Annotated in this window: 8 protein-coding genes; 5 read left to right on the top strand and 3 right to left on the bottom strand. The window is 70.2% G+C overall.

What is annotated here, in order from left to right; all coding sequences use genetic code 11:
• The first annotated feature begins 6 nt into the window (after window positions 1-6).
• The 4 genes from WS92_RS00230 to WS92_RS00215 all read left to right on the top strand — a co-directional run bounded on the left by WS92_RS00230 (window position 7) and on the right by WS92_RS00215 (window position 8,404).
• Window positions 7-972, top strand: coding sequence for a transglutaminase family protein (locus WS92_RS00230; protein ID WP_059931526.1), 966 nt, complete (start codon window positions 7-9; stop codon window positions 970-972).
• A 113-nt stretch (window positions 973-1,085) separates the two neighbouring features.
• Complete coding sequence (locus tag WS92_RS00225; protein WP_059931527.1) at window positions 1,086-4,502, top strand: transglutaminase family protein; 3,417 nt, start codon at window positions 1,086-1,088, stop codon at window positions 4,500-4,502.
• A 273-nt stretch (window positions 4,503-4,775) separates the two neighbouring features.
• Window positions 4,776-7,385 carry a circularly permuted type 2 ATP-grasp protein gene (locus WS92_RS00220; RefSeq protein WP_231755928.1) on the top strand — a complete coding sequence of 870 codons (2,610 nt, stop codon included), beginning with the start codon at window positions 4,776-4,778 and terminating at the stop codon, window positions 7,383-7,385.
• Window positions 7,376-8,404: a transglutaminase family protein gene (locus WS92_RS00215; protein WP_059931531.1), complete on the top strand. Its 1,029-nt coding sequence runs from the start codon at window positions 7,376-7,378 to the stop codon at window positions 8,402-8,404. The genes WS92_RS00220 and WS92_RS00215 overlap by 10 nt, the downstream gene beginning before the upstream one ends.
• Here WS92_RS00215 and WS92_RS00210 read toward each other — a convergent pair.
• Window positions 8,353-9,933: a MocR-like pyridoxine biosynthesis transcription factor PdxR gene (locus WS92_RS00210; protein ID WP_059931533.1), complete on the bottom strand. Its 1,581-nt coding sequence runs from the start codon at window positions 9,931-9,933 to the stop codon at window positions 8,353-8,355. The two genes, WS92_RS00215 and WS92_RS00210, sit on opposite strands and share 52 nt — an antisense overlap.
• A 105-nt stretch (window positions 9,934-10,038) precedes the next feature.
• On the opposite strand from WS92_RS00210, the gene WS92_RS00205 reads away from it, so the two are divergent.
• A complete protein-coding gene (locus tag WS92_RS00205; protein WP_059931535.1) occupies window positions 10,039-11,244 on the top strand; it encodes a multidrug effflux MFS transporter in 1,206 nt (401 codons plus the stop codon).
• Between the two features lie 156 nt (window positions 11,245-11,400).
• Here WS92_RS00205 and WS92_RS00195 read toward each other — a convergent pair whose 3' ends face one another.
• Together WS92_RS00195 and WS92_RS00190 are read right to left on the bottom strand one after the other, a co-directional pair.
• Window positions 11,401-12,132 carry an alpha/beta fold hydrolase gene (locus tag WS92_RS00195; RefSeq protein WP_059931537.1) on the bottom strand — a complete coding sequence of 244 codons (732 nt, stop codon included), beginning with the start codon at window positions 12,130-12,132 and terminating at the stop codon, window positions 11,401-11,403.
• The gene (locus WS92_RS00190; RefSeq protein ID WP_015603356.1) at window positions 12,129-12,941 is read right to left on the bottom strand and encodes a DinB family protein; all 813 of its coding nucleotides are present in this window, start codon (window positions 12,939-12,941) and stop codon (window positions 12,129-12,131) included. Before WS92_RS00190 ends, WS92_RS00195 begins: the two co-directional genes overlap by 4 nt.
• Window positions 12,942-12,999 lie beyond the last annotated feature (58 nt).

Genomic DNA, 12,999 nt, shown 5'->3' with positions numbered 1-12,999 from the left:
TCAGCCATGCGCCTTGCCATCCGCCACATCTCGCGCTTCCAATTCGACGAACACGCGCCGCACGTGCTGCAGCGCCTGCGGCTGCGCCCGCAAAGCGGCCCATGCCAGACCGTGCGGGCGTGGCAGGTGACGATCGACGGCGTCGAGCCGACGCTCACCTACGCGGACGGCCTCGGCAATCATGTCGACCTCGTGCGGCACGAGCGCGACAAGCCGGAGTTCGCGATCGTCGCGGCGGGCGTCGTCGAGACGCAGGATCGCGCCGGCATTCTCGGCAACGTCGTCTCATATGCGCCGCCCTGGATCTACGAGCGCACGACCGACCTGACGCGCGCGGGTGACGCGATCCGCGCGCTCGCCGACGCGCTGCCGATCGAGCACAAGAGCCTCGACGCGCTGCACTGGCTGATGACCGAGGTGCACAGCCGCGTCGCCTACGAGCCGCATGCGCAATCGGCGCCGCGCGACGCGGAGACCGCGCTGCGAAGCGGCGCCGGCGCGAGCCGCGATCATGCGCACGTGTTCGTCGCCACGGCGCGCGCGCTGCAGATTCCGGCGCGCTACGTGTCCGGCTATCTGCTGACGGACGGCCCGATGCGACGGATCGCGGAAGCGCTCCAGCAGGCGAGCGGCGTCGCGCAGCAGGCGATGCAGATGCGGCACGACGCGGATGGCGCGGATGGCGCGGATGGCGTGCACGAGGCGCCGGGCGATGCATCGCGCCGCACGAGCGTCGCGATGCAGGAAACCGCGGTCGCGACGCAACCGCAATCGGGCCATGCGTGGGCCGAGGCGTACGTCGAAGGGCTCGGCTGGGTCGGCTTCGATCCGTTCATGAACCGCTGCCCGGACGAGCGCTACGTGCGCCTCGCGGCGGGTCTCGACTATCGCGACGCGATGCCGGTGTACGGTCCGGGCGCGAAGCCGGTCGGCGTCGAGATCAGCGTGATCCAGTCCCCGGAACTCGTCTGACGCGCGCGCCGCGCGCAGCGGCGCGGCCAACGGCGGCGCGTGGCTCGCGATGCCGCCGCGCCGCCGCGCGTCGCACCCGACCGTCCCCGCAACCGCACCGAACGGCCCACGTCATGTCCATTCACGTCGCGCTTCACCACGTCACCCGCTATCGCTACGACCGGCTCGTCCATCTCGGGCCGCAGATCGTGCGCCTGCGGCCCGCGCCGCATTGCCGCACGCCGATCCTCTCGTATTCGATGAAGGTCGATCCTGTGCAGCACTTCGTCAACTGGCAGCAGGACCCGTTCGCGAACTACATGGCTCGGCTCGTGTTTCCCGAGCGCACGCGCACGTTCGAGATCGCGATCGATCTCGTCGCCGAGATGTCGGTCTACAACCCGTTCGACTTCTTCCTCGAAGAGCATGCGCAAACCTTTCCGTTCGACTACGGCGGCGCGCTGCGCCGCGAGCTCGCGCCGTATCTCGCGTGCGATCCCGACACGAGCGCGTCCGACGCGTTTCGTTCGTATGTCGAATCGATCGACCGCGCGCCGGCGGGCACCGTCGACTTCCTCGTCGCGCTGAACCAGCGGCTGCAGCGCGACGTCCGCTACGTCGTGCGGCTCGAGCCGGGCGTGCAGACGCCCGGGCAGACGCTCGCGCTCGCGTCGGGCTCGTGCCGCGACAGCGGCTGGCTGCTCGTGCAGCTTTGCCGCCATCTCGGCCTTGCCGCGCGCTTCGTGTCCGGCTATCTGATTCAACTGACGCCCGACGTGAAGTCGCTCGACGGCCCGAGCGGCACCGAGGTCGACTTCACCGATCTGCATGCATGGTGCGAGGTGTATCTGCCGGGCGCGGGCTGGATCGGCTTCGACCCGACGTCGGGGCTGCTCGCGGGCGAGGGGCACATCCCGCTCGCCGCGACGCCGCAGCCGACGAGCGCCGCGCCCGTCGAGGGGCTCGTCGACGAATGCGAGGTCGAGTTCGAGCACGAAATGCGCGTGATGCGGATCCACGAATCGCCGCGCGTGACGAAGCCGTACACGGACGAAGCTTGGCAGCGCGTGCTGCGGCTCGGCGCGCAGGTCGATGCCGATTTGAACGCGGGCGACGTGCGCCTCACGCAGGGCGGCGAGCCGACGTTCGTGTCGATCGACGACCGCGACGGCGCCGAATGGAACACGGATGCGCTCGGGCCGACGAAGCGCGGCTATGCGACGTCGCTCGTGCAGAAGCTGCGCGCCGAGTACGGCGCGGGCGGCTTCCTGCACTTCGGCCAGGGCAAGTGGTATCCGGGCGAGCAGTTGCCGCGCTGGGCGCTGTCCGTATTCTGGCGCGCGGACGGCGAGCCCGTCTGGCGCGATCCGGCGCGCTTCGCCGACGAGCGCGAGCCCGCCGCGTACACGACCGCGGACGCCGGGCGCTTCATCCGCGCGCTCGCGGCGCGTCTCGGCTTGACGAGCGACTACGTGACGCCAGGCTACGAAGACGTCTGGTACTACCTGTGGCGCGAGCGGCGGCTGCCCGTGAACGTCGATCCGTTCGACGCGCGGCTCGACGACGAGCTCGAGCGCGCGCGCCTGCGCAAGGTGTTTTCGCAGCAGTTGGACAGCGTGATCGGCTACGTGCTGCCGCTCAAGCCGCTCGCGCCGAACCCCGCGCTCGCGGGGCCGCGCTGGGAGACGGGCCCGTGGTTCTTCCGCGACGAGCGGATGTATCTCGTGCCGGGCGATTCGCCGATGGGCTATCGTCTGCCGCTCGATTCGCTGCCCTGGGTGAGCCGCGGCGATTATCCGTATCTCGTCGAGCGCGATCCGTTTGCGCCGCAGGACGCGTTGCCCGACGCGAGCGCACTGCGCGCCCGCTATGCGGGCGGCGGCTACGGCGTGCCGCGCGATCCGGGCGCGGCCGCGCGCGATGCCGCGGCGCCCGCGCGGACCGTGATGCAGGCGCGCGCCGGCGAGCATGCGGGCGCGGTGAGCGCGGCCGACGCCGCACGTCATCCGCAGCGCTTCGAATCCGCCGCGTGGATCACGCGCACCGCGCTGTGCGTCGAGGTGCGCAACGGCGTGCTCTACGTGTTCATGCCGCCGATCGCGGCGCTCGACGACTATCTCGATCTGCTGACCGCGATCGAGCTCACCGCCGAGTCGCTCGACGCGAAGCTCGTGCTCGAAGGCTATCCGCCGCCGCGCGACGCGCGGCTGAAGATGCTGCAGGTGACGCCCGATCCCGGCGTGATCGAGGTGAACATCCATCCCGCGCACGATTTCGACGAGCTCGTTCAGCACACCGAATTCCTGTACGACGCCGCGTATCGATCGCGGCTGTCGAGCGAGAAGTTTATGGTCGACGGGCGGCACGTCGGCACGGGCGGCGGCAATCACTTCGTGCTCGGCGGCGCGACGCCCGCTGACAGCCCGTTCCTGCGCCGTCCCGATCTGCTCGCGAGCCTGATCGCGTATTGGCACAACCATCCGTCGCTGTCCTATCTGTTCTCGGGCCTGTTCATCGGCCCGACGAGCCAGGCGCCGCGCGTCGACGAGGCACGCGACGATCAGCTCCACGAGCTCGACGTCGCGTTCGCCGAGATCCGCCGCAACAAACTGCGCCACGGCGAGGAGATGCCGCCGTGGCTCGTCGACCGCGTGCTGCGCAATCTGCTGATCGACGTGACGGGCAACACGCATCGCAGCGAATTCTGCATCGACAAGCTCTATTCGCCGGATTCGGCGACGGGGCGCCTTGGCCTGCTCGAACTGCGCGCGTTCGAGATGCCGCCGCACGCGCGGATGAGCATCGTTCAGCAACTGCTGCTGCGCGCGCTGATCGCGCGCTTCTGGCGCGCGCCGTACACGACGCCGCTCGCGCGCTGGGGCACCGCGCTGCACGATCGCTTCCTGCTTCCGACCTTCGTCGGGATGGATTTCGACGACGTGCTGACCGAGATGCGCGACGCGGGCTTCGCGTTCGATCCGGCGTGGTTCGCGCCGCACCTCGAATTCCGCTTTCCGCTGTTCGGGCGGATCGCGGCGCGCGGCGTCGCGCTCGCGCTGCGCGGCGCGCTCGAGCCGTGGCACGTGATGGGCGAGGAGGGGGCGATCGGCGGCACCGTGCGTTACGTCGATTCGTCGCTCGAGCGGCTCGAAGTTCAGGTGAGCGGGCTGAACGACAGCCGCTACGTCGTGACCGTCAACGGCCGCGCGCTGCCGCTGCAGCCGACGGGTACCGCCGGCGAATACGTCGCGGGCGTCCGTTACAAGGCATGGGCGCCGCCGTCGGCGCTGCATCCGACGATCGGCGTGCACGCGCCGCTCACGTTCGACATCGTCGACACATGGATGCGGCGCTCGCTCGGCGGCTGCCGGTATCACGTCGCGCATCCGGGCGGCCGCAATTACGACACGTTCCCGGTGAACGCATACGAAGCCGAGAGCCGGCGACTCGCGCGCTTCGTGTCGATGGGGCATACGCCGGGCACGATGACGGTCGAGCCGGCCGCACCGAGCCGCGAGTTCCCGTTCACGCTGGATTTGCGGCGTGGCTGAGCGGATGCGCGAGCGCGTGCGGGTGCGGGTGCGGGGCGCGTCGAAGGCCGCGGCAACGGCGCCCGCGTCGCCGCGACGCGCGGCGTGCGGACGTAGCGCGCCAGGCGTGCCGGGCATATGGTACCGGGCAGGAATGTTAGGATTCGACATCGACGGGCGGCGCGCGCCGCGTGCGCGCGGCGTTCGCGACGCGACGGCGGCCCGGCGCCGCCGCCTTTGAAAAATCGAATCGTGCTTTCACTTTCCTCCGACGACGATCTGACCGCCGACGCGATGCAGACGCTATTCGATACGGGTTCGCAGCAGGACGCGGCCGAGCTCGGCGCGGCGCTCGCCGCGCCCGCGGTCACGGGCCGCTACGACGAACTGCGCGGCGGCGCGGCCGTGCTGTCGAGCGCGTCGCTCGCGCCCGCGTGGCGCGCGTTCTTCACGCAGCTCGGCAGCGTCGGCTTCGCCGATCTCGACCGCCGCGCCGATGCGCTGCAGCGCCGGATGCGCGAGAACGGGCTCGCCTATCATCCGCACGAGCGGGCGGCGGGCGGCGGCGCGGTGCGGCCGTGGTCGCTCGACCTGCTGCCCCTCATCGTCGCGCCCGACGACTGGGCGGCCATCGAGCGCGGCGTGCTGCAGCGCGTGCGCCTGCTCAACGCGATCCTCGCCGATCTCTACGGAGAACAGACGATCCTGCGCCGCGGGCTGCTGCCGCCCGCGCTCGTCACCGGGCATCCGGGCTATCTGCGGCCGATGTGCGGCGCGCGCGCGCCGGGCGGTACGTGGCTGCACGTCGTCGCGTTCGATCTCGCGCGCGGGCCGGACGGCGCGTGGCGGATGATGGCGCAGCATACGCAAGGCCCGTCGGGGCTCGGCTATCTTCTGGAGAACCGGCTGATCGTGTCGCGGCTCTTCCCGCGCGCGTTTCGCGGCCTGCACGTGCAGCGGCTCGCCGCGAGCTATCGCGCACTGCTGCAGAGCATGCAGGCGCTGAGCCCCGCGCGGAAGAACTCGCGCATCGTGCTGCTGACGCCGGGCCCGCACGCGGCGACCTATTTCGAGCACGCGTATCTCGCGCGCTACCTGGGCCTCACGCTCGTCGAAGGCGGCGACCTGACGGCGCGCGACCAGCGCGTCTATCTGAAGACGCTGCGCGGGCTCGAGCCGGTGCACGGCATCCTGCGGCGCGTCGACGACGAATGGCTCGACCCGCTCGAACTGCGCCCCGATTCGCTGCTCGGCGTGCCGGGGCTGATGCAGGCGGTGCGCGCGGGCAACGTGCTGCTCGCGAACCTGCCGGGCTCGGGCTTCGTCGAATCTCCCGGCATTCTCGGCTTCCTGCCGCGCCTCGCGCAGAGCCTGCTCGGCGAGACGCTGTCGCTGCCCGCTGTGCCGTCGTGGTGGTGCGGCGAGCAGGCGGCGTGCGACGAAGCGCTGCCGCTTCTCGCGCGCAGCATCGTGAAGCCGACATTTCCCGCGAGCGTGCAAGTGGGCGGCGTGTTCGAGCCGGTGATCGGCGCGCGGCTTGCGCCGCCGCAGCTCGCCGAATGGCGCGCGCGGATCGCCGCGCAGCCCGCGCACTACACGATCCAGGCGGACCTGCCGCCGTCGCTGGCGCCGACATGGGCGGGGGGCGCGGGCATGGGCGACGGCGGCGCGCGGATCGTGCCGCGGCCGCTGCTGCTGCGCGTGTTCGCGCTCGCGGACGGCGCGCTCTCGTGGCGCGTGCTGCCGGGCGGCCTCGCGCGCGTCGGCACGCGCGACGAACTGTTCAACGCGCCGATGCCGCGCGGCGGCAGCAGCGTCGATGCCTGGGTGATGACGGAAGGCGCGGTCGATCCGACGACGCTGTTGCAGACGCACCTGGGCCCGGACGACCTGCAGGAGCGATCGCGCGCGATAGCGAGCCGCGCGGCCGAGAACCTGTTCTGGCTCGGCCGCTATACCGAGCGCGCGACGAATTTGACGCGGCTCGCGCGCGCGGCGCTCGAGCGGCTGCGCGGCGAGGACGACGTCGAGACGCCCATCCACCTGCATCTGCTCGATGCATTGTGCCGCGACAACGGCCTGCTGCCTGCCGACGCGCCGTCGGCCGTCGATGCGCCGCGCGCGTTCCAGCAGGCGCTGACGCTCTCGCTCACGCCTCGCGCGGATCGCTCGACGGGGATCGCGTCGTGCCTGTTCGGGATGCGCGGCGCGGCGGCGGCGATACGCGAGCGGCTGTCGCGCGAGCAGTGGCGCCTGATCGACGACGCGACGCAACTGTTCGACGAAGCCGGCGACGCCGCCGCCGAGCCCGAGGAACAACTCGGCAACGACGCGCTGCTGCGTCTCGAGTGGCTGAATCTGCTGCTCTCGGCGATCACGGGCGCGCAGACCGACAACATGACGCGCGACGACGGCTGGCGCCTGCTGTCGATCGGCCGCCAGATCGATCGCCTCGAATTCCTGGGCGACGTGCTCGGCCACGCGTTCGACGGCGGCGCGATCCACAAGCAGGAGGGCCTCGAGCTCGTGCTCGAGCTGTTCGACAGCGGCATCACGTTCCGCTCGCGCTTCCAGCGCTGCTTCGATGTCGCGCCGCTGCTGTCGCTCGTCGTGCTCGATACCGACAATCCGCGTTCGCTCGCGTGGGTCGCGCAGGCGCTGCGGGGCCGGCTGTCGAAGGTCGAGCGCAGCGAAGGCTATGCGCTGTCGGAGCTTGCCGACGGCATTCCGGACATCGCCGGCTGGCCGCTGCATGTGCTGTGCGAGACGGACGGCGACGGCCGCCACGCGGCGCTGCTCGCGCGCCTGCAAGCGTGCTGCAAGGCGGCGCGGGATGTGTCGAACCGAATCGGCGAGCGCTATTTCAGCCACGTGCGCGACGCGGGCAGGTCGCTATGGGGATGACGAAGCAATCGCCTGCGAACGCGAAGACGGGCGCCCGCGCGCGCAAGGCGGCCGTGCGCGCGGAGCCGGCGCGCGGCGCGCTGCTGCGCGTCACGCACGACACGCGCTATCGCTATGCGGCGCGCGTCGAATCCGCGCAGCATCAGGCGCGTCTGCGGCCGCTCGAGACGCCGCGGCAGCGCGTGCTCGAGTTCTCGCTCGAGATCGATCCGCGCGCCGAAGGGCTCGTCGTCGATACCGATTCGTTCGGCAACGAGCGCACGTCGTTCGCGCTCAATCAGCCGCACGAAGCATTGTTCGTGCGCAGCCGCAGCGTCGTGCGCGTCGCGCCGCCCGCGCTGTCGGCGGGCAAGCGCGGCGAGCCCCCGCCCGCGATCGCTGCGCCGAGCGACGGATGCGCGAGCGCGTGGGAAGTGGTGCGCGAGTGCCTGACGTTTCGCGCGGGGCGGCCGTTCGATCCGGCGAGCGAATTCGTGTTCGCGTCGCCGCACGTCGCATGCCATCCGGATCTCGCCGCCTATGCGGCGGCGAGCTTCACGCCGGGCCGCCCGCTCGTGCAGGCCGCGTGGGAGCTGATGCGCCGCATTCACGCGGATTTCGCGTATACGCCGGACAGTACCGACGTCGGCACGACCGCGCTCGACGCGCTCGCGCTGCGCCAGGGCGTGTGCCAGGATTTCGCGCACGTGATGATCGGCGCGCTGCGCTCGCTCGGGCTCGCCGCGCGCTACGTGAGCGGCTACCTGCTGACGCAGCCGCCGCCGGGGCAGCCGCGATTGATCGGCGCGGACGCGTCGCATGCGTGGGTCGAGGTCTACGATCCGGCCTGGCCCGAGGACGCCGGCTGGCTGCAGCTCGATCCGACCAACGATCGCGCGCCCGGCGACGATTACGTGATGCTGTCGGTCGGCCGCGATTACGCGGACGTGACGCCGTTGCGCGGGGTCATTCGCGGCGGCGGCGCCGATCAGGTGCTGACCGTCGGCGTGACGGTGGAGCCGCTCGATCCGGCGTCGTGATCCGCGCGAAGGGTGCGCGGCGCAGCGGCGTCGCGCCGCATGCCGGCGAGCAACTGCCCGAGCTTTTTCCCCGCGTAACGCGCTTGCGCGACGCTCAACGCCGAATAGCCGACGACGACGCCCGCGGGCAGCGCCGCGCGCGTGCGGAACGCGTGCAGCGGCTCGAGCGCGAGGCCGGCTTTTGCCGCATCCGCGACGAACGCGCGTTCGTCGATTCCGTGTCCGAGCCACAGCACGAAATGAAATCCGGCATGCTCGCCGGAAATCGCGTACTGGCCGTGCGCGTGCCGGCGAAGCTGCTCGAGCACCGCATCGCGGCGCTGCAGGTACGCGTGGCGGCTCGTCCGCAGATGCTTCGCGAAATCGCCGCTGCCGACGAAGCTCGCCAGCGCGAGTTGCTCCGTGGTGCCGACCGAGCGCCCGACGGCTTGCGCGAGCGCCGACATCGCCGAGCGCAGCGCCGCCGGCACGACCATGAAGCCCACGCGAATTCCCGAAAAAAGCGTCTTGTTGAACGAGCCGCAGTAGATCACGCGATCGCGCACGTCGAGCGATTTCAGCGCAGGCAGCGGCGCGGACTGATAGCCGAATTCGCCGTCGTAGTCGTCCTCGATCACCCACGCGCGCCGCGCATGCGCCCAGTCGAGCAGGTCGAGACGCCGCGAGACCGACATCGTCACGCCGAGCGGCGATTGATGCGCGGGCGTCACATACGCGGCCGCGACACGGCGATGCGCGCTCAACGCGTTCGTGTCGATGCCTTCCGGGTCGACCGGAACGCAGATCGATTCGGCGCCGGCCAGCTCGAAAATTCGCCGCGCGGTTCGATAGCCGGGATCCTCGATCGCGATCCGGCTCTCGTTGCCGGCGATCGTGCGGGCAATCAGATCGATCGAATGCCGGATGCCGGTCGTGATGAAGATGTCGGCCGCGCTGCACGCGATGCCGCGATATTGGCCGAGATAGTCGGCAATCCGCGCGCGCAGCGGCTCGGCGCCCTGCGGCGGTAACGCGCAGAGCTCGGCCGGCGTCGCTTCGGACAGCCCTTTGCCGACGTGCCGCTTCCAGGTTTGCATCGGCAGCAGGGCGGGGTCGGCCAGACGCGCGACGAACGGCACGCCGGCGCGGACCGGACCATCCGGACCAGCCGGTTCGGCCGCGCGGTTTCGCGCGATCTTGCCGGCCGGCTCGCTGCGCGGACGGGACGCGTGCTTCGCCGGACGTTGCGCGGGCGCCAGATAGTCGTCGGGGACGACGGCGCTCACGCGCGTGCCCGAGCCGTGCGCGCGGGCGATGTAGCCTTCCGCGCAGAGGCGGTCGAACGCCGCCTCGACCGTGCCGCGCGCGACGCCCCATCGCGCGGCGAGCGTCCGGGTGGAAGGCAGCAGGCTGCCGCCCGGCAACAGCTTGCGCAAGATGGCGTCGCGCAGCGCGTCGCCGATGCAGTCCTGCTTCGATTGCGCGGAGCGCTCGGACAAGCCGGGCGGGCGCGGCAGGTCGAGCGGGATCGCGGTTTTCCCTCGCGTCATAGTGGTCTATTCAGGTTTCGATCAAGTGGTTCTTCGGCTTATACCACATCGCCTTTACATTCTGGCCTGCGGCCATTCGATCCGGGCCGCGTGGACCTTGCCCGAATGAACGCGACCGACAAAAACACACTGCCCGACTGGGGCTGGCCATGCTTGCTGATGCTCGTCGTCTGCCTGCCGCGCGCGACGATCGACGCGTACCTGCCGTCGCTGCCCGCGATGGCGGACGCGCTTCACGGCACCGACGCGCAGATGCAACTGACGCTGACGATGTACATGGTCGGCTACGCGCTGTCGATGCTGGTGTCCGGCCCGCTGTCCGACCGTTACGGGCGCAGGCCGGTGCTGCTCGCCGGCATGCTCGTGTATTTCGGCGCGACCGTCGCGTGCGCGATGGCGACGAGCATGCCGGCCATCGTCGTCGCGCGAGTCTGCCAGGCGCTGGGCGGCTGCAGCGGCACCGTGATCGGCCGCGCGATCGTTCGCGAGCGCTTCGATGCGGCGATGCAGGCGACGATGCTCAGCCGGATATCGGCGGGCATGGCGTTGTCGCCCGTCGTCGCGCCGCTTGCCGGGCAATGCGTCGCGCATTGGCTCGGCTGGCGCGGCGTCTTCGCATTGCTCGCGTTCGGCGGGGCGGCGGCCGCGCTGATGGTGCATCGCTACCTGCCGGAGACGCGCGTGCGCGCGATGGGCAGCGAGCGCGATGCGAGCCTGCCGAAGACTTACCTGTCGCTGCTTCGCGATCGCCGGTTCGTTCGCTACTCGCTCGCGATCGGCTTCGTCTATTGCACGTATTTTCCGTTCATCGCCGAATCGTCGGCGCTGTTTCAACGGACGCTTCACGTATCCGGCGCCGTCTATGCGGCGATATTCGGAATCACCGTGCTCGGCTACCTGATCGGTTCGAGCGTGTTTCGCCGAGCCAGCGGGCGATTCGGAATCGACGCGATCGTCGCGTCGGCCGCGGTCGTCAATCTGTGCGGCGCGGCCGCGCTGTGGATCTGGACCTCCGCCGCATCGCCGTCCGTCTGGTCGATCGCGTTGCCGATGTTCGTCGTCATGGTGTCGGTCGGCGTCTCGATCCCGGCTTGCCAGTTTGCGGTGCTGCAGCCGTTCGCGAAGATCGCGGGCACCGCTTCCGGATTGTTCTTCTTCATTCAGATGGCGATGACGGCCGCATGCGGCGGGATGCTGAGCGGGCTGTCCGATGGCTCCGCGCGACCGATGGCCGTCGTCACCGCCGCATCGAGCGCGGCGTTCATGGCCGCCGCGGTGCGCTGCCGCCGCTCTTTGCCGCGGGCGGCATGACATTGCCGGCGTCGCAGGCGATGAAATGCGCGAATGCGCGGTCAGCAATCCGAAGGAATGCGCGTGACGAACTGAACGTCCGTGGCGAATTCCGCGCATCGAGCGGCGAACGGACATTCGTCGCGAGCGGCGGCGCGTGGCGTGACGTCGCGACCGTCAGGACGCGAGACATCGATCGATCAATGTCGAGAACGCATCGGGCCGCTCGATCATCATCAGATGGCCGCAACCGTCGATGACGTGGTGGCCTGCGCATTGCGCGAGCGCCCAATCCGGCGCGTTCCATCCGGCGCGCGAGCGTTCGCCTGCGATCAAATGCACCGGATGGCGTTCGAACACCTGCGCGAGCGCAGCGAGATAGCCGGTGTCGCCGGTCGTTTCGACGACCGATCGCCCCATCGCGCGAAGCGTCGACGCCGGCTGATGATTGAGCCAGCGGATCGCCGTCTCCCGCATCGCGGGCGTGGGCGCATCGACCGCGCCGCCGAGCCATCCGAGCGGATCGGCGCGAAAGCCGTCGAGCATCGCTTGCGCGTCGGGCTCGCTCATCCGGCCGACCGACGCCGACCAAAACGCGTCGGCCAGCGTGAAATTGCCTTCGACGTTGACGATGCGCCGAACGCGTGCCGGATGGGCGTGCGCGAACAGCATGGCGATCGCGCCGCCGACCGAGTGCCCGACCATGTCGACGGGCGTCCCGCCGGCATGCGCATCGACGAACGCGCGCAGATGCTCGACTTGTGCGCCGAGCGTGATCGATTCGGGCGGCGCGGCGCGATGCTCGCCGTAACCGAGCAGATCGGGCGCGGTGCGCTGCGACGCGCTGCCATGCATGCCGAGGCGGCCGATGAATCCGTGGACGAAGACGACGGGCGGCGAGGCGTTCATGAGCGTTCCCGATGCCGATGAGGCGCGGCGGCCTGGTTCAGCTCCGCACGGAGTTCGTCGAGTTCGAGGCAATGCGTGCGATCGTGGTCGAGCCACTCGCGCACGAGTTCTTCGAGCGTCATTCGTCGCACGCCGTCGCGGATGCCGCAGCGCGTCAGTTGATCCGGCCGCAGCTTTCGCAGCGACGCGCACAGGCGTTGTCGCGACTCGCGGAATGCGCGAACGGCTTCGTCGAGATTCTCCCGCAGATAGCCGCGCTGCTCGGCAAGCGCCGTGCCGTCGACCGATTCGATCGCCGGCAGAGGCGTGGTCCGGACCGCGCGAATCCGCTCGGCGAAGATCGCATCGAGGTCGCGCAGGTGGCATGCGTGTTCGACGAGCGCGAAGCCGGTCCCGGGCGGCCGTTGCGCACGCTGTTCGGCTGGAATGCGTGCGATCGCATCGGCGAGTGCCGCCGGCATCCGTGCGAGCAGGCCGACGACTTCCGCGAACGGCGGCCGATTCGGCTGCGGGCCGAATACCGCGCCGTAGCTGAACAACGCGCCGCCGACGCGCCCCCGCGCTTGAACGACCTCGTGACCGTGGCGGCGCATCACGTCGGCGACCATCGCGCCGCAAAACTGCCTGGCGGTCGTATCGTGCTCGATCTCGGGGAATTTCCGCGCGATTTCGTCGGCGACGGCGGCGATCGCGGCAACGCCGACGCGCGACAGCGCGGCGAATTCGATGTAACGCTCCGGCTGCTCGATCAACGCTGCGAGCTGCTGTCCGAGCGGGGTGGTTCTGAAGCGGTCGAAACGGGAATGCATGGGCGGCGTACCCGGCAATATAACGTATCAAAACGATACGTTATGAGGCGGATGTCGG

The sequence above is a fragment of the Burkholderia sp. MSMB1588 genome (assembly GCF_001546925.1).
GTDB classification, from domain to species: Bacteria; Pseudomonadota; Gammaproteobacteria; order Burkholderiales; family Burkholderiaceae; genus Burkholderia; species Burkholderia humptydooensis.
Note: the sequence above shows the minus strand (reverse complement) of the source record. Positions and strands in the feature narration are given on the sequence as shown.

What these genes read in the sequence shown, in the direction of transcription:
- WS92_RS00215 (WP_059931531.1), top strand. Translation starts at nt 7,376, where the DNA reads ATGGGGATGACGAAGCAATCGCCTGCGAACGCGAAGACGGGCGCCCGC.
- WS92_RS00210 (WP_059931533.1), bottom strand. Translation starts at nt 9,933, where the DNA reads ATGACGCGAGGGAAAACCGCGATCCCGCTCGACCTGCCGCGCCCGCCC.
- WS92_RS00220 (WP_231755928.1), top strand. Translation starts at nt 4,776, where the DNA reads ATGCAGACGCTATTCGATACGGGTTCGCAGCAGGACGCGGCCGAGCTC.
- WS92_RS00195 (WP_059931537.1), bottom strand. Translation starts at nt 12,132, where the DNA reads ATGAACGCCTCGCCGCCCGTCGTCTTCGTCCACGGATTCATCGGCCGC.
- WS92_RS00190 (WP_015603356.1), bottom strand. Translation starts at nt 12,941, where the DNA reads ATGCATTCCCGTTTCGACCGCTTCAGAACCACCCCGCTCGGACAGCAG.
- WS92_RS00230 (WP_059931526.1), top strand. Translation starts at nt 7, where the DNA reads ATGCGCCTTGCCATCCGCCACATCTCGCGCTTCCAATTCGACGAACAC.
- WS92_RS00205 (WP_059931535.1), top strand. Translation starts at nt 10,039, where the DNA reads ATGAACGCGACCGACAAAAACACACTGCCCGACTGGGGCTGGCCATGC.
- WS92_RS00225 (WP_059931527.1), top strand. Translation starts at nt 1,086, where the DNA reads ATGTCCATTCACGTCGCGCTTCACCACGTCACCCGCTATCGCTACGAC.